General features: G+C 69.3%; 18 protein-coding genes. 11 read left to right on the top strand and 7 right to left on the bottom strand.

Going from position 1 to position 15502, the window contains the following annotated elements:
- Positions 1-224: YchJ family metal-binding protein (locus QH270_RS14905; RefSeq protein ID WP_280342252.1), on the top strand; the 224-nt coding region annotated here is incomplete at its 5' end.
- Here QH270_RS14905 and QH270_RS14910 read toward each other — a convergent pair.
- Positions 143-1108 carry a quinone oxidoreductase family protein gene (locus QH270_RS14910; RefSeq protein WP_280342254.1) on the bottom strand — a complete coding sequence of 322 codons (966 nt, stop codon included), beginning with the start codon at positions 1106-1108 and terminating at the stop codon, positions 143-145. The two genes, QH270_RS14905 and QH270_RS14910, sit on opposite strands and share 82 nt — an antisense overlap.
- Before the next feature lie 76 nt (positions 1109-1184).
- Here QH270_RS14910 and QH270_RS14915 point away from each other — a divergent pair, with 76 nt between their 5' ends.
- Positions 1185-1553, top strand: coding sequence for a hypothetical protein (locus tag QH270_RS14915; RefSeq protein ID WP_280342256.1), 369 nt, complete (start codon positions 1185-1187; stop codon positions 1551-1553).
- A 63-nt stretch (positions 1554-1616) separates the two neighbouring features.
- Here QH270_RS14915 and QH270_RS14920 read toward each other — a convergent pair whose 3' ends face one another.
- The 5 genes from QH270_RS14920 to QH270_RS14940 form a co-directional block, all read right to left on the bottom strand.
- Positions 1617-2591 carry a COX15/CtaA family protein gene (locus QH270_RS14920; protein WP_280342259.1) on the bottom strand — a complete coding sequence of 325 codons (975 nt, stop codon included), beginning with the start codon at positions 2589-2591 and terminating at the stop codon, positions 1617-1619.
- A 66-nt stretch (positions 2592-2657) separates the two neighbouring features.
- Positions 2658-3440 (bottom strand): ABC transporter permease, encoded by a 783-nt coding sequence (locus QH270_RS14925; RefSeq protein ID WP_280342262.1) that lies wholly within the window; start codon positions 3438-3440, stop codon positions 2658-2660.
- Positions 3437-4369 (bottom strand): ABC transporter ATP-binding protein, encoded by a 933-nt coding sequence (locus tag QH270_RS14930; protein WP_280342265.1) that lies wholly within the window; start codon positions 4367-4369, stop codon positions 3437-3439. The genes QH270_RS14925 and QH270_RS14930 overlap by 4 nt, the downstream gene beginning before the upstream one ends.
- A 73-nt stretch (positions 4370-4442) precedes the next feature.
- Entirely contained in the window at positions 4443-6161 is a 1719-nt protein-coding gene (mptB, locus tag QH270_RS14935; protein ID WP_280342267.1) for a polyprenol phosphomannose-dependent alpha 1,6 mannosyltransferase MptB, read from the bottom strand.
- 78 nt (positions 6162-6239) lie between these two features.
- Positions 6240-7172, bottom strand: coding sequence for a rhomboid family intramembrane serine protease (locus QH270_RS14940; RefSeq protein WP_280342269.1), 933 nt, complete (start codon positions 7170-7172; stop codon positions 6240-6242).
- Positions 7173-7441: 269 nt separating this feature from the next.
- On the opposite strand from QH270_RS14940, the gene QH270_RS14945 reads away from it, so the two are divergent.
- The 9 genes from QH270_RS14945 to QH270_RS14985 all read left to right on the top strand — a co-directional run bounded on the left by QH270_RS14945 (position 7442) and on the right by QH270_RS14985 (position 14799).
- A complete protein-coding gene (locus tag QH270_RS14945; protein ID WP_432420366.1) occupies positions 7442-8245 on the top strand; it encodes a helix-turn-helix transcriptional regulator in 804 nt (267 codons plus the stop codon).
- A complete protein-coding gene (gene sufB, locus QH270_RS14950; protein ID WP_019047751.1) occupies positions 8242-9678 on the top strand; it encodes a Fe-S cluster assembly protein SufB in 1437 nt (478 codons plus the stop codon). Before QH270_RS14945 ends, sufB begins: the two co-directional genes overlap by 4 nt.
- On the top strand, positions 9678-10856 hold the full coding sequence (sufD, locus tag QH270_RS14955; protein WP_280342274.1) for a Fe-S cluster assembly protein SufD: 1179 nt from the start codon (positions 9678-9680) through the stop codon (positions 10854-10856). Before sufB ends, sufD begins: the two co-directional genes overlap by 1 nt.
- Before the next feature lie 36 nt (positions 10857-10892).
- Positions 10893-11660 (top strand): Fe-S cluster assembly ATPase SufC, encoded by a 768-nt coding sequence (gene sufC, locus QH270_RS14960; RefSeq protein WP_280342276.1) that lies wholly within the window; start codon positions 10893-10895, stop codon positions 11658-11660.
- 5 nt (positions 11661-11665) lie between these two features.
- Positions 11666-12928 carry a cysteine desulfurase gene (locus QH270_RS14965; protein WP_280342278.1) on the top strand — a complete coding sequence of 421 codons (1263 nt, stop codon included), beginning with the start codon at positions 11666-11668 and terminating at the stop codon, positions 12926-12928.
- 3 nt (positions 12929-12931) lie between these two features.
- A complete protein-coding gene (gene sufU / locus QH270_RS14970; RefSeq protein ID WP_110035482.1) occupies positions 12932-13408 on the top strand; it encodes a Fe-S cluster assembly sulfur transfer protein SufU in 477 nt (158 codons plus the stop codon).
- Positions 13408-13791, top strand: coding sequence for a metal-sulfur cluster assembly factor (locus tag QH270_RS14975; protein ID WP_280342282.1), 384 nt, complete (start codon positions 13408-13410; stop codon positions 13789-13791). Before sufU ends, QH270_RS14975 begins: the two co-directional genes overlap by 1 nt.
- Before the next feature lie 227 nt (positions 13792-14018).
- Positions 14019-14261, top strand: coding sequence for a hypothetical protein (locus QH270_RS14980; protein ID WP_280342285.1), 243 nt, complete (start codon positions 14019-14021; stop codon positions 14259-14261).
- 112 nt (positions 14262-14373) lie between these two features.
- Complete coding sequence (locus tag QH270_RS14985; protein WP_280342288.1) at positions 14374-14799, top strand: DUF4189 domain-containing protein; 426 nt, start codon at positions 14374-14376, stop codon at positions 14797-14799.
- A gap of 55 nt (positions 14800-14854) precedes the next feature.
- Here the strand turns inward: QH270_RS14985 and QH270_RS14990 are convergent, their stop codons facing one another.
- A complete protein-coding gene (locus tag QH270_RS14990; RefSeq protein WP_280342290.1) occupies positions 14855-15484 on the bottom strand; it encodes a TetR/AcrR family transcriptional regulator in 630 nt (209 codons plus the stop codon).
- Positions 15485-15502: the final 18 nt, after the last annotated feature.

Genomic DNA, 15502 nt, shown 5'->3' on the forward strand with positions numbered 1-15502 from the left:
TCGGCACCCAGCGCGGCGGCCCGTTCGACGACAACGGCACCGTCGAGTTCATCGCGCACTACAAGCTCGACGGCGTCCGCGACGCGATGCACGAGCTGAGCACGTTCGTGCGGGTCGACGGCGCGTGGGCCGCGTGGCTTCGCTACGGCAGCAGGACGATCGAGCCGGTGGTCTTGCGCGCGGCGAGATCGCTGTGGGCCTGGGCCGCGTCCGCGAGCGGGTAGGTGGCACCGACCCGTAGGTTCAGGGTGCCCGCGGCGATGCCGTCGAAGACATCGGTGGCGCGCCACAGGAATTCGGCGCGGTCCCGCGTGTAGGCGCCCAGCGAGGGGCGGGTGAGCCAGAGCGAACCGGCCGGGTTGAGGCGCTGCGGGTCGAACGGGGGCACCGCGCCACTGGCCGCGCCGAACAGGGCGAGGGTGCCGCGGACGCGGAGCGAGGCGAGGCTGGCCTCGAACGTGCTCGCGCCGACGCCGTCGTAGACCGCGGCGACGCCGGTCCCGCCGGTGAGTTCACGCACTCGGTCGGCGAGGTCGTCGCCGTAGCGCAGCACCTCGGACGCGCCGGCCGCGCGCGAGAGCTTCTCCTTGTCGTCGGTGGACACCGTGGTGATGACCCGCGCGCCCTTGGCGGCGGCCAGCTGCGTCAGCAACAGCCCGACTCCACCGGCGCCCGCGTGGATCAGCACCGGGTCGCCGGGTTCGGGCCGGAACACCGATTCGATGAGGTAGTGCGCGGTCATGCCCTGGAGCAGCGCGGCGGCGGCGACCGTCGTGTCCACGCCATCGGGCACTCGCACGGCGACGGCCGCGTCGACGGCGACCCGCTCGGCGTAGCTGCCCGGTGCGGCCGCCCACGCGACCCGGTCGCCGACGGCGAACTCGGTCACCTCGGCGCCGACCTCGGCGACGATGCCGGTGCCCTCCGAACCGGGGACATAGGGCGTCTGCTGCGGATACAGGCCGGTGCGGAAGTAGATGTCGATGTAGTTGACGCCGACAGCCTGGGTGTCGACGAGCAGCTGACCCGGACCGATCGGCGGATCGGCCACCTCCACGTACCGCAGGACCTCGGGACCACCGTGCTCGGAAACCTGAATCGCATGCATGAGTCCCCTTTGTACACCCCGTGTTCGACGCCACTCGGGGGTGGACGCGCGACTACCGGCCGGTAAACTCCCCGGCATGAGTGCAACCGCCGCCGCCCCCGCCGCCGTGAAGGTGCCCGCCGAGGTCGAGAAGTCCATCGTCAAGTTCGTCGCCGAGCACGGTGGTTCGGGCACGGCCGTGCTGCAGTACATCGGTGAGCAGGGTGTCCGGATCACGCTGGTCGGCGCCGACGGCATCCTGGGCGACCGGGTGGTCGCCGATCTGGCGACCGCGAAGGCGATCGTGGACAAGGTCGACGGGCTCACCGAGGCCGACGAATGGAACCGCGAGCTGGTCTCGGTCGTCACCCCGGCCGCGTCGCACTGGAAGAAGATGGCGGGCTGGGTCGCCAAGCAGACCCGCTTCCCGAAGGCCCGCAACGCGGACCTGTTCGCCGGCGCCTGATCTCGGCGCCGAACGAGAACTGCCCGCGATCACGTCGATCGCGGGCAGTCGTGCGTTCGGGGTTCAGGACACCGCGGGCGCCGCGACACCGGCAGGTGCCTCGACCTTCTCCCTGGTCCGCAGCGAGGCCCACAGCGCGGCCGTGGCGGCCGTGCACGCCGCGGCGCCACCGACGTGGATGGCGACGAGCGCGGCGGGCACGTCGGTGAAGTACTGGACGACCCCCACCAGTGACTGCGACAGCACCAGCCCGAGCAGCACGAACAGCCGCGTGCGGATCGCCGGAGTGATCCCCACCGCGAACAGGCCGAACGCGAGGCCGACCAGCAGCGCGAGATAGCCGACCAGCAGTTGCGAGTGCAGGTGCACCAGTGTGACGATCTCGACCTGCAGCCGCTCGACCTGTCGCTCGATGCTCTTGTCACCCGCGTGCGGTCCGGCGGCGGTGACCAGCGTGCCCGCGATCAGCACCCCCGCGAGCGCGACGCCGCTCAACGCCGTCAGCCAGCGCAGGGGAGCGGGCACCTGCACCGTCTCGATGCCGTCGTCGGGCTGGGCGATCTTGGCGTAGAGCACCACCGCCAGCCACACCATCACCATCGAGGCCAGCAGGTGTACCGCGACGGTCCACCACAGCAGTCCGGTCCGCACGGTGATGCCGCCGATGATGGCCTGTACGACGGTGCCGCCCGGCATCAGCCAGGCGTAGACCCGCACGTCCTTGCGGCGGCGCGCCCGCAGCACGGCCAGCACGATCAGCCCGGCGAACAGGGACACGACGAAGGTGAGCAGCCGGTTGCCGAACTCGACGGTCTGATGCAGGATCGGCACCTCCGACACCCCGACCGGGGTGAAGCTGCCGGGGAAGCACTGCGGCCAGGTGGGGCAGCCGAGGCCCGACGCGGTGACGCGCACGATGGCGCCGGTCACCGAGATGCCGGCCTGGGTGAGGACGACGGCGGCGGCGATGAGCAACTGGACCCGCAGTGAGGGGAGCGGCAGCCGGTCGACGAGTCGCATGAAGGCGCGATACAGCACGTCACGATGGTACTGGCCGCCCGATCGCGACCGATACCCGGGCTACTACGGTGCGTCGTTGATCACTCAGCTGAACCGGAACAGCCGGGTCGCCAGCGCACCGCAGACCACGCCCCACACCGCGAGGACCGCGACGCCGAGCCAGTCGACCGCACCCGACAGCGCCGCTTCCAGCGCGAACGCCAGCGCGCCGGAGGGGACCAACCGGACGACCACGGTGAGCGCGGTCGGCAGCGAGTCGCTGACCAGCACCAGGCTGGCGATGCCGAGCATGACGAACCAGAAGATGTTGGCCAGCGCCAGCACGACCTCGGCCTTGAGCGTGCCACCCAGCAGCAGGCCCATCGCGGCGAAGGTCGCCGTGCCGAGCGCGATCACCAGCGCGCCCAGCGCGAGACCGCCGAGGCCGGGCCGCCAGCCCAGCGCGAGACCGATCACGCCGAGCAGGATCGCCTGCAGGACCACGACGATCAGCACCGCCGCGCACTTGCCCGCGATCACGCCCCAGCGCGGCAGCGGAGTGGCGCCGAGCCGCTTGAGCGCGCCGTAGCGCCGGTCGAAGCCGACCGCGATGGCCTGGCCGGTGAACGCCGTGGACATGACCGCGGTCATCATGACCATCGGCACGACCTTGTCCACCCGGTGCTCGCCGAACTCGCCGAAGGGCAGCAGGGTGAGCCCGACCAGCAGGGTGATCGGGATGAACATGGTGAGCAGCAGCTGTTCGCCGTTGCGCAGCAGCAGCTTCAGCTCGAGTGCCGTCTGCGCGGTCAGCATGGCCGCCCGGCTCGCGGGGCGCGGATCGGGCGTGAAGGTGCCGGGCAGGAACCGGCTGGTGGTCTCGGTCATCCGCGCAGGTCCCGTCCGGTCAGTTCGAGGAAGACGTCCTCGAGGCGCCGCTGATCGATCCGGATGTCGGTGGCCAGCACGTCCATCCTGGCGCACCAGGCGGTGACGGTGGCCAGCACCTGCGGGGTGATCTCGCCCTCGACGAGGTAGGTGCCCGGTGTGGTCTCGCGCGGCGAGAATCCTTCGGGGAGAGCGGATCTCAGCAGGCCGATGTCGAGTTTCGGTGGGGCGCAGAACCGCAGCTGGCCCGCGGCGCCGTGCGCGGTGACCTCGGCCGGGGTGCCCTCGGCGACGATCTGCCCGTGATCGATGATCACCAGCCGATCGGCGAGCTGCTCGGCCTCGTCCATCATGTGCGTCGTGAGCACCACGCTCACCCCGTCGCGGCGCAGCGCGTCGATCAGCTCCCACACGATCAGCCGGGCCTGCGCGTCGAGGCCGGCGGTCGGTTCGTCGAGGAACACGATCTCCGGACGGCCGACCAGGGCACACGCCAGCGCCAGCCGCTGCTGCTGGCCACCGGAGAGACGGCGGTAGGGGGTGCGGCGGTGCTCGCTCAGGCCGAGGGTCGACAGCAGCCAGCCGGGATCGATCGGATCGGCGGAGTAGGCGGCGACCAGGTCGAGCATCTCGCCCGCGCGGGCGCCCGGGTAGGCGCCGCCGCCCTGCAGCATCACCCCGATCCGGGGACGCAGCTGTTCGGAATCGGCGACGGGGTCGAGCCCGAGGACACGGACCGTACCGGCGTCGGGACGCACGAAGCCCTCGCACATCTCGACGGTCGTCGTCTTGCCCGCGCCGTTGGGCCCGAGCAGAGCGAACACCTGGGCCTGTTCGACCTCGAACCGCAGGCCGTCGACGGCGGTGGTCGCGCCGTAGCGCTTGACCACACCGTCGATGCTGACAGCGGGGCCAGGTCCTGTCCTCACGACTCCGCCTCGCTGGCGCTCGGCTCCGTCGTGCTGAGGCACGCTGTGCCGCCGGTTCGCTCGCTGCGCTCCCTCACGATGTCACACGGTAAGCCGTGCCCCGCTGTGACTCAGCCGACACCCCCGGCTGCGCGCGCCAGGGCAGGGTGTGCCGGGTGAGCGCGTAGAACAGCGCGAAGCAGACCGCGGCGGCCAGTGCGGCGCCGATGATCTGGAAGACCTGGAACTCCGCGCCGCGCGGCATCACCAGCATCGACACCACCGCCGAGAACGCGACCGCGGGGACGCGGAACACCGGTTGCGTCGCCCAGGCCGCCAGCGGCACGATCGCCCACAGCAGATACCAGGGCTGGACTACCGGGAACAGCAGGACGATGGCGCCGAGGGCCACACCGAGGGCGCCGACCGGATGCAGTCGACCCGTACCGGTGGCCACGAGCATGCGAACGGTGACGAAGGCCGCGACGAGGGCCGCGATCGGCCGGGTGATCGACAGCAGGGCGGTGGTGTGATCGCCGAGGCCGAGCAGGACACCACCGAAACCGGTGATGATGCCGATGACGGTCGGTAGCGACATCCAGCTGCGCACCGCGCTCGCGGTGTTGAGGGTGAAGATCCACCCGAACCCGAGCCCGCTGGCCCAGCTCACGAAAAGCGTGGTCACCGCGGCGATCACACCGAGCAGCATGGCCGCCTTCGCCACGGCCTTCAGATCGCCACCCCAGCGTCTGGCCAGTGCCATACCGACGAAACCGAGCGCGATGATCGAGGTGAACTTCACCGACGACGACAGCGTGATCACCACCGCGCCGCCGATCAGCAGCCCATAGGCACGGGCATCGAACGGCGCGGTGATCGGACCGGTCAGCCGGTCGGGCTTGCCACCGTCGCCGTAGATCGCGCGCAGCATCAGCTCGACGCCCGCCAGCATCAGCCCGAGCATCAACGCGTCGTTGTGCACACCGCCGACCAGGTGGAACAGCACCAGCGGGTTGGCCGCGCCCAGCCACAGCGCGCTCACCGGCGCCACGCCGCAGCGCACCGACAGCCGCGGCAGCGCCCACACGATCAACGCCACCCCGGCCAGGGCCAGCAGCCGGTGGACCCACACCCCGGCGATGATGTTGTCCCCGGTCAGTTCCGCGATTCCGCGCCCGATCCACAGGAACAGCGGGCCGTAGGGCGCCGGGGTGTCGCGCCAGATGGTCGGCACGTTGTTGGTGAGGACGTTGTCGATGCCGAGCCCGGCGACGGGTCCCTCTTCATAGGGGTCGATGCCGCGCGCGGCGATCTCGCTCTGCGCCAGATAGGAATAGACGTCGTTGCTGAACATCGGCGGGGCCACGCTGAGCGGGATGATCCACAGCAGCAGCGTCCGGTCCAGCTGCGACCGGGTCAGCCGGTGGATCGGGGAGCCGGCCAGCCCGCCGATCGCGAAGCGGCCGAGCAGCAGCCACGCGCCGATCACCAGGACGGTGCCGAACATGCACATCGCCAGCGAGCCGGTGTGCGCCCGCGCGAAGATGCCGAAGACCCGCATCCCGGAGACCGGGTTCTGGTGGACGGGCTGCGCGCCGATACCGAGCGCCGCGATCGCCATGAGGACGGCGCCGGTCGCGCCCATGAGCCGGATCCGGTCCAGTTGCGCGCGTTCACGCTTGTCGAGGCCGGGGACCTCGGTCTCGTCGCGGTGCAGCACCGCGACGGTGTGATCGGGCGCCGGTACGTCGAACCCGAGAGCCCGTCTACCGAACGCCGATATCTTGCGCGTCGCGCCCTCCAGTACCGCCACGAGGAGCGAGCCTAGTGTGGTCGGCCGGGCGGGGCGGTGTTCCGGTCCTCGCTCGTCGTCGACCAGCGCGGATGGCGGTCAGCGCGGTGGCGGTACCTGGATGTCCGCGGGGGTGCTCACCCGGACGGGCACCGGCGGGATCTCGTCGCGCGTCATCAGTGTCGCGATACCGGTGGCGACCAGGCAGGCCGCCGCCACCGCGGCCAGCGCCGCCCAGCCGATGCGGCGCGCGGACTCCTGGGTCCGCGCGGACAGCCAGCCGGGCACGAACAGGATGCCCAGCGCGGCGAGCGTGCCCGCCGCGAGTCCACCGAGGTGACCCCACAGCGAGATCCCCGGCAGCGAGAAGCTGATCAGGACGTTGACGCCGATCACGACCAGCATCGGGGTGGGGCTCTGCCGCAACCGGACGAGGGTCACGGTGACCGCGCCGAACAGGCCGTACACCGCGCCGGAGGCGCCCGCGGTCGCGGTGATCGAGTCCGACAGCGCCATCACCGCCGCCGAACCGCCGAGCAGCGACACCAGGTAGACGCAGGCGAAACGCGCCCGGCCGAGCACCTGCTCGAGATCGCGGCCGACGACATAGAGCGCGAACATGTTGACCAGCAGGTGGATCGCGCCGTAATGCAGGAAGCCCGACCCGAGCAGCCGCCACCACTCGCCGTCGGCGACCAGCAGCGGGACCAGGACGAACTCCCGGAACAGCGCCGAGCCGCGGTAGTTGTCCATCGCGCTCCCGGCCTGCGCGGCCGTGATCACGTAGACGAGCACATTGATCGCGATCAGCCCGTAGGTGACCACCGGGAACGCGGCGCCCGCCCGGCCACCGCCGACGGTGCGCACCGGCCGCACCTCGCGCTGTCCCTGGCGCACGCAGTCCACGCAGTGCTGGCCGACCGCCGCGGGACGCAGGCAGTCAGGGCAGGCGGGCCGTCCGCAGCGCGTGCAGGCGAGTCCGGTCGGTCGATCGGGATGACGGACGCACGTGGGCGCGGGCGGGTTCGACACCCGACCATCCTGCCACGGCCCACCGGTCGGGGCGGGTTGCGCGCTGGACCGATGACCACGTGCCCGGGGCGCGGAAAGGGGACGGACGGAGCGCGCGACGGGGTGTGCGATGGGTCACCCCGTCGGCCAGCGGCGCACCGCGTCCGAGGTCCGCACCTGGGGTTTTGTCATGCACCGGCGGCCGCGGATGATCTTCACCGCAGGTCAGGGCACCCTTTGTCAGGTGACCCTTATTAGATTTAGGGAACGAATTCCGCCACACTTGTGTTGTGAAAACCGTGGGTTTGCGGACAGACGTGGACGGGACCGGTCGTAAGACGACCGGCGCCCGGTCGTCCGCCGGTCCTGCGACGACCGCGCACGAAGGGCAGACCAGGGCGGCGATCGTCCAGTTGCTGCTCGAACAGGGGCCGATCACCGCGACCGCCATCGGCGCCGCGCTCGGCCTCGCGCCCGCGGGCGTGCGCAGGCATCTCGACGCGCTCATCGACTCCGGTCAGGCGCGGGCGAGCCGGTCGGCGCCGTGGCAGCAGAAGGGCCGGGGCCGCCCGGCCAAGCAGTATCAGCTGACCGCGGCCGGACGGGGCACCCTCGGCCACGCCTACGACGATCTGGCCGGAGCGGCGATCCGCCAGCTCGGGGAGATCGGCGGCGACGCGGCCATCGAGGAGTTCGCGCGCAAGCGCGTCCGCACGATCGTCGACGGCATCGAACCCGTCGCCGAGCACACCGCCCCCGAGATCGAGGCGAAGGTCACCGAGATCGCGGACGCGTTCTCCGACGCCGGCTTCGCCGCCACCACCCGCCAGGTCGGCGCCGGTGTACAGATCTGCCAGCATCACTGCCCGGTGGCCCACGTGGCCGAGGAGTTCCCGCAGTTGTGCGACGCCGAACTGGACGCTTTCCGGGACCTGCTCGGCACCCACGTCCAGCGACTTGCGACCATCGCCAACGGCGATTGCGCCTGCACCACCCACGTACCGCTGGTCGCGCTCCCGAAAACAGCTTCCACCCCATCCGCCGCACAGCCCGCGGCGGGACGAACGAACGACTCCGGAAGGAGTGCCGAATGACGACGACCACCGACCAGGTGCAACCGCTGACCCAGGACGAGACCATCGCCTCGCTGGGCAACTACGGTTACGGCTGGGCCGATTCGGATGTGGCCGGTGCCAGCGCGCAACGCGGCCTGTCGGAGGCTGTCGTTCGCGACATCTCGGCCAAGAAGAACGAGCCCGAGTGGATGCTCGACATCCGCCTCAAGGCGCTGCGCATCTTCGATCGCAAGCCCATGCCGAACTGGGGTTCCAACCTCGACGGCATCGACTTCGACAACATCAAGTACTTCGTGCGCTCGAGCGAGAAGCAGGCCGAGAGCTGGGAAGACCTGCCCGAGGACATCAAGAACACCTACGACAAGCTCGGCATCCCCGAGGCCGAGAAGCAGCGCTTGGTCTCCGGTGTCGCCGCGCAGTACGAGTCCGAGGTCGTCTACCACTCCATCCGCGAGGACCTGGAGAAGCAGGGCGTCATCTTCCTCGACACCGACACCGCGCTCAAGGAGCACCCGGAGATCTTCCAGGAGTACTTCGGCTCGGTGATCCCGGCCGGTGACAACAAGTTCTCCGCGCTCAACACCGCCGTGTGGTCGGGTGGCTCGTTCATCTACGTGCCGCCGGGCGTGCACGTCGACATCCCGCTGCAGGCCTACTTCCGGATCAACACCGAGAACATGGGCCAGTTCGAGCGGACGCTGATCATCGTCGACGAGGACGCCTACGTGCACTACGTCGAGGGCTGCACCGCGCCGATCTACAAGTCCGACTCGCTGCACTCCGCGGTCGTGGAGATCATCGTGAAGAAGGGCGGCCGCTGCCGCTACACGACCATCCAGAACTGGTCGAACAACGTCTACAACCTGGTCACCAAGCGGGCCAAGGCCGAGGCGGGCGCCACCATGGAGTGGGTCGACGGCAACATCGGCTCCAAGGTCACCATGAAGTACCCGGCGGTCTGGATGACCGGCGAGCACGCCCACGGCGAGGTGCTCTCGGTCGCGTTCGCCGGCGTCGGCCAGCACCAGGACACCGGTGCCAAGATGCTGCACCTGGCCCCGCACACCTCCTCGACCATCGTGTCGAAGTCGGTGGCGCGTGGCGGCGGTCGCGCGTCGTACCGCGGTCTGGTGCAGGTGAACAAGGGCGCCCACGGCTCGAAGTCGACGGTGAAGTGTGACGCGCTGCTGGTCGACACGATCAGCCGCTCCGACACCTACCCCTACGTCGACATCCGCGAGGACGACGTGACCATGGGCCACGAGGCCACGGTCTCCAAGGTGTCCGAGGATCAGCTGTTCTACCTGATGAGCCGCGGCCTCACCGAGGACGAGGCGATGGCCATGGTGGTGCGCGGCTTCGTCGAGCCCATCGCCAAGGAACTGCCGATGGAATACGCGTTGGAACTGAACCGGCTCATCGAGCTGCAGATGGAAGGGGCCGTTGGCTGATGTCGTCGCTCGAGACGCCGACCCAGAACCCGGGCGCGGGCGCCGCCGTCAACAAGGGCGAGGTCTTCACCTCGTTCGATGTCGACCAGTTCGAGGTGCCGTCCGGCCGTGACGAGGCCTGGCGCTTCACCCCGCTGCGCCGCCTGCGCGGCCTGCACGACGGTACGGCCGTGCGTGACGGTCGGGCCACCGTCGAGGTGAGCGACGTCGCCGGTGTCACCGTGGAAACGGTCGATCGCACCGACGCCCGGCTCGGCCAGGCCGGTACGCCGGCCGATCGCGTTGCCGCCCAAGCCTATTCGGGCTTCGAGACCGCGACCGTCATCACTGTCGGCAAGGAGACCGAGGTTTCCGACCCCGTCACGGTGACCGTCACCGGTCCCGGCGAGGGCAAGACCGCCTACGGTCACCTGCAGGTACGCCTGGACAACTTCGCCGTCGCCACCGTGGTCCTCGACCAGCGCGGCAGCGGAACCTACGCCGAGAACGTCGAATTCGTGCTCGGGGACAGCGCCAAGCTGACCGTCGTCGCCGTCCAGGAATGGGCCGACGACGCCGTGCACGCCACCGCGCACCACCTGAAGCTGGGCCGCGACGCGACCGTGCGCCACTTCGCCGCCACCCTCGGCGGTGACCTGGTCCGGCTCACCGGCACCGTGCGCTACGCCGGTCCCGGCGGCGAGGCCGAGCTGTTCGGTCTGTACTTCGCCGACGCCGGTCAGCACTTCGAGCAGCGACTGCTGGTCGACCACGCGGAGCCCAACTGCAAGTCCAACGTGCTGTACAAGGGTGCGCTGCAGGGTGATCCGGCCTCGCCGAAGGGCGACGCCCGCACCGTGTGGGTGGGCGACGTGCTGATCCGCGCGGCCGCCGAGGGCACCGACACCTACGAGGCCAACCGCAACCTGGTGCTCACCGACGGCGCCCGTGCCGACTCGGTGCCGAACCTGGAGATCGAGACCGGCGAGATCGCCGGCGCCGGCCATGCCAGCGCCACCGGCCGTTTCGACGACGAGCAGCTGTTCTACCTGCGCTCGCGCGGCATTCCCGAAGACGTCGCCCGCCGCCTGGTGGTGCGTGGCTTCTTCCACGAGATCATCCAGAAGATCACGGTCCCCGAGGTCCGGGAGCGGCTGGAGGCGGCCATCGAGGCCGAGCTCGCCACTGTCGGCATCTGACACCCCTCATACTCCCCACGAAGGAATTCGAATTCGATGACCACCTTGGAAATCAAGGACCTGCACGCCGAGATCACCACCCCCGAGGGTGAGTCCAAGCAGATCCTCAACGGCGTGAACCTGACGGTGAAGTCCGGCGAGACGCACGCCATCATGGGGCCCAACGGCTCGGGCAAGTCCACGCTGTCCTACGTGATCGCCGGTCACCCCAAGTACACCGTCACCCAGGGCACCATCACCCTCGACGGCGAGAACGTCCTCGACATGTCGGTCGACGAGCGCGCCCGCGCCGGTCTGTTCCTGGCCATGCAGTACCCGGTCGAGGTCCCCGGTGTGTCGATGTCGAACTTCCTGCGGACCGCCGCCACCGCCGTGCGCGGCGAGGCGCCGAAGCTGCGCACCTGGGTCAAGGAGGTGAAGGAGTCGATGAAGGAGCTCGACATCGACGCCGCCTTCGCCGACCGCTCGGTGAACGAGGGCTTCTCCGGTGGCGAGAAGAAGCGCCACGAGGTGCTGCAGCTGGGCCTGCTCAAGCCGAAGATCGCGATCCTCGACGAGACCGACTCCGGCCTCGACGTCGACGCCCTGCGCATCGTCTCCGAGGGCGTCAACCGCTACAAGGAACGCGAGAACGGCGGCGTCCTGCTGATCACGCACTACACCCGCATCCTGCGCTACATCCAGCCCGACTTCGTGCACGTGTTCGTCGGCGGCAAGATCGTCGCCGAGGGTGGTTCCGAGCTGGCCGAGGAACTCGACGCGAACGGGTACGTGCGCTTCACCTCCGCGACCGCTGGAGCCTGACAACCATGACCGCTGTGTCCGTCTCGGGGCCCGCCCTCGACGTCGCCCGGATCCGGGCCGACTTCCCGATCCTGAACCGCACGGTCCGGGACGGGAAACCGTTGGTGTACCTGGATTCCGGTGCGACCGCGCAGCGTCCGCTGCAGGTGCTGGACGCCGAGCGCGACTTCCTGCTCACCCGCAACTCCGCGGTGCACCGCGGTGCCCACCAGCTGGCGGAGGAGGCGACCGACTCCTACGAGGACGCCCGCGTCGCCATCGCGCGCTTCGTCGGCGCCGACGCCGGGGAGATCGTGTTCACCAAGAACGCGACCGAGTCGCTGAACCTGGTGGCCAACGCCTTCGGTGACGACCGGTTCCCGTATCACGTGGGCCCGGGCGACGAGATCGTGATCACCGAGCTCGAGCACCACGCGAATCTCGTGCCGTGGCAGGAACTCGCGCGTCGCACCGGTGCCACCCTCAAGTGGTACGGCATCACCGACGACGGCCGCATCGATCTCGATTCGCTCGAACTGTCGCCCGCGACCAAGGTTCTCGCGTTCACCCACCAGTCGAACGTCACCGGTGCCGTCGCCCCGGTGGCCGAACTGGTCCGCCGGGCCAAGGACGTCGGCGCGCTCGTCGTGCTCGACGCCTGCCAGTCGGTGCCGCACATGGCGGTGAACTTCCGTGAGCTCGGCGTCGACTTCGCCGCGTTCTCCGGCCACAAGATGCTCGGCCCGATGGGCGTCGGCGGACTGTGGGGCCGTCGGGCGCTGCTCGAGGAGACCCCGCCGTTCATCACCGGTGGCTCGATGATCGAGACCGTCACCATGGAGAAGACCACCTACGCGCCGCCTCCGCAGCGCTTCGAGGCGGGCACGCCGATGACCTCGCAGGTCGTCGGGCTGGCCGCCGCGGTGCGCTATCTCGAGGATCTCGGCATGGACGCGATCGCGGCCCACGAGCACGCGCTCACCGGCGCCGCGCTCGAGGGTCTGGGCGCGATCGAGGGCGTGCGGATCATCGGCCCCACCGAGAACGTCGACCGCGGTGGCGCGGTGGCGTTCGTGGTCGACGGGATCCACGCGCACGATGTGGGCCAGATCCTCGACGACCAGGGTGTCGCCATCCGGGTCGGGCACCACTGCGCCTGGCCGCTGCATCGCAAGTTCGGCATCGCCGCGACCGCGCGGGCGTCATTCGCCGTGTACAACACCCTCGACGAAGTCGACGCGCTGGTGCAGGCAGTGCGGAAGGCTCAAACGTTCTTCGGAGTTGCATAGAACATGCGCATGGAGCAGATGTACCAGGAAGTGATCCTGGACCACTACAAGCACCCGCACCACCGCGGGCTGCGGGAGCCGTTCGGCGCCGAAGTGCACCACGTGAACCCGACCTGCGGTGACGAGGTGACCCTGCGCGTGCACCTCGACGACGCGGGCGAGGTCGCCGACGTCTCCTACGACGGTCAGGGCTGCTCGATCAGCCAGGCCGCCACCTCGATCCTCACCGATCAGGTGATCGGGCTGCCGGTGCAGCAGGCGCTGAAGGTCGTCGACTCCTACAGCGAGATGATCTCCAGCCGCGGCACCGTCGAGGGCGACGAGGACATGATCGGCGACGGCATCGCACTCGCGGGCGTCGCCAAGTACCCGGCGCGCGTGAAGTGCGCACTGCTGGGGTGGATGGCGTTCAAGGACGCCGTCGTACAGATCGCCTCGGCCGAAGATGCCAAGCCTGCCATGGGAAATGGGGAAGCGTGATGAGTGAGACACCGGCCGCCGAAGCCACCGACGCCGCGCCCGCCGAGGTGGAGCTGACGCCCGAGCAGATCCAGCACCTCGAGGATCTCGAGGAGGCCATGCGCGATGTCGTCGACCCCGAGCTCGGGATCAATGTCGTCGATCTCGGCCTGGTCTACGGCATGTCCGTCGACGACGACAACATCGCCACCCTCGACATGACGCTCACCTCGGCGGCCTGTCCGCTGACCGACGTCATCGAGGACCAGTCCCGCAACGCCCTGGTGCGCAGCGGTCTGGTCGAGGACCTGAAGATCAACTGGGTCTGGATGCCCCCGTGGGGCCCGGACAAGATCACCGACGACGGCCGCGAACAATTGCGCGCGCTCGGCTTCACGGTCTAGTTCCCGCGTGAAAGCCCGGATCCCGCTGGGGTCCGGGCTTTTTCGCTTTCCCGCGTGTGGTTTCGTCACCGCCCGGGCCGGGGCGAGGATTATGGGGGAATGACGGAGCCGAATCGGAATGTCGCGGCGCGGGGAAAACTCGCGCTGACCGGTGGGCTCGCCGCCGTGCTGCTCGCCCGGTCGCCGCCGCCGTGATCGCGACCGTCTACCGCTTTCCCGTGCCTCTGGTGGGGTACACCAGTGGTGTCGGCGGAGCGTTGACCGCCGCCCTCGGCAGCCTGTTCTACCTGGTACTCGGCGGTGCGCTGGTACTCGCGGCGGTCGGCGCGCTCGGCGGTGTCCTGGTGACGTGGGGGAGCCCGATCGGCACCCGCCGCAATTATCTGCTCGCCGTCGGCGCCGGAATGTTCGCGGCATTTCTCGGCGCGCTCGGCCTGGCGCTGCTCGAGTACCTCGTGGGTCCGTGGTGATGTAAACCTCTGGCAGGGTGTGATTCTGCTCAATTCTGTTGGACGACCACTGATGTTCGGCGATGATCTTGGTGCTCCGGCTTGCGGGGCATTTTCCAGAGGAGACAGTTCGATGAGTTTCATGGGTAAGGCCGGCCTCGCCGTGGCGATGTTCGGCCTTGCGGCCGGATCGGTGTTCGGTGCTGGTGCGGCGAAGGCGGAGAGCCTGCACGGCGTGATCGCCATCAGCCCCGCCGCGATGGAGTACACCGTCAGCGTCAACGAGACGCGCTACGACGACGCGTACAACGAGGCGATGTCGCTGTGCGACGCCGCCGACTGCGAGATCATGGTCACCTGGACCGATGGCTGCGCGGCGATCGTGGACAGTGAGGACGGCTTCGCCGCCGCGGTGGGCCCGAACTCGGAAGAGGCGAAGGCATCGGCGTACCGCAAGCTGTCGGAGATCACCCCGACCGCCCTGCTGGCCAACGTCGGGTCGTCGCAGTTCAGCGGCGCCGAGGTCATCGACGTCGTCTGCACCGCGAACGCGCGCTGACCGATCACCGTCGATCACGGCCCGGATCCCCGAGGATCCGGGCCTTTCGTGTGTTCTAGGCCGGTTCGGGCTCGGTGACCGTGGCGATCCAGGCGCCGATCATGTCGGCGGTGTGCTCGATGACCACGTCACGGTCGAGTCCCTCGTCCTCCATCTCCACCGAGCGCAGCGCCGTGGCGAACCCGGCGTTGAGCACGATGAACGCCATGATGTCGATGTCGACGTTCTTGGTCGGGCCGAGCAGGTGGATCAGATAGAGCTTGATGATCATGCGGAGCCGCGGCTCGAACTCGGGGATGCCGCTGCCGTAGAAGTGCAGGTCGGCGACGAGCGCGCGGACCAGCGGGCCGTTGGCGACCAGGATCTCCACCGCGATGCGGATCACGTCGGCCACCGCGTCGCGGGGGGTCATGTCGGCGGCGACGGTGAGCAGGCGGCTGTATCGGTCCTCCACCTGCAGGAACAGGCCGTCGGTGAGCTCTTTGACGATCTCGTCGCGGTCGGTGAAATAGCGGTACAGGGTGCCGATGCTCATGCCCGCCTCGGCGGCGATCCGGTTGGTCGAGGTGTTGCCGATGCCGCGGGCGCCGAAAAGCTGAGCGGATACCTCGAGAATGCGCGTTCGGGTCTCCTTGGCTCGATCCTGTTTCGGGCGTTTGCGCTGCTTATCGGCGTGCGATGGCATTCGTTGACCTCGGTCGAA

Source organism: Nocardia neocaledoniensis, assembly GCF_029868625.1.
Lineage (GTDB): Bacteria > Actinomycetota > Actinomycetes > Mycobacteriales > Mycobacteriaceae > Nocardia > Nocardia neocaledoniensis_A.

Excerpts from the sequence above, each read along its gene's own strand:
- sufC (WP_280342276.1), top strand. The coding sequence starts at position 10,893 with ATGACCACCTTGGAAATCAAGGACCTGCACGCCGAGATCACCACCCCC.
- QH270_RS14985 (WP_280342288.1), top strand. The coding sequence starts at position 14,374 with ATGAGTTTCATGGGTAAGGCCGGCCTCGCCGTGGCGATGTTCGGCCTT.
- QH270_RS14910 (WP_280342254.1), bottom strand. The coding sequence starts at position 1,108 with ATGCATGCGATTCAGGTTTCCGAGCACGGTGGTCCCGAGGTCCTGCGG.
- QH270_RS14915 (WP_280342256.1), top strand. The coding sequence starts at position 1,185 with ATGAGTGCAACCGCCGCCGCCCCCGCCGCCGTGAAGGTGCCCGCCGAG.
- sufD (WP_280342274.1), top strand. The coding sequence starts at position 9,678 with ATGTCGTCGCTCGAGACGCCGACCCAGAACCCGGGCGCGGGCGCCGCC.
- QH270_RS14975 (WP_280342282.1), top strand. The coding sequence starts at position 13,408 with ATGAGTGAGACACCGGCCGCCGAAGCCACCGACGCCGCGCCCGCCGAG.
- sufB (WP_019047751.1), top strand. The coding sequence starts at position 8,242 with ATGACGACGACCACCGACCAGGTGCAACCGCTGACCCAGGACGAGACC.
- sufU (WP_110035482.1), top strand. The coding sequence starts at position 12,932 with ATGCGCATGGAGCAGATGTACCAGGAAGTGATCCTGGACCACTACAAG.
- QH270_RS14990 (WP_280342290.1), bottom strand. The coding sequence starts at position 15,484 with ATGCCATCGCACGCCGATAAGCAGCGCAAACGCCCGAAACAGGATCGA.
- QH270_RS14925 (WP_280342262.1), bottom strand. The coding sequence starts at position 3,440 with ATGACCGAGACCACCAGCCGGTTCCTGCCCGGCACCTTCACGCCCGAT.
- QH270_RS14965 (WP_280342278.1), top strand. The coding sequence starts at position 11,666 with ATGACCGCTGTGTCCGTCTCGGGGCCCGCCCTCGACGTCGCCCGGATC.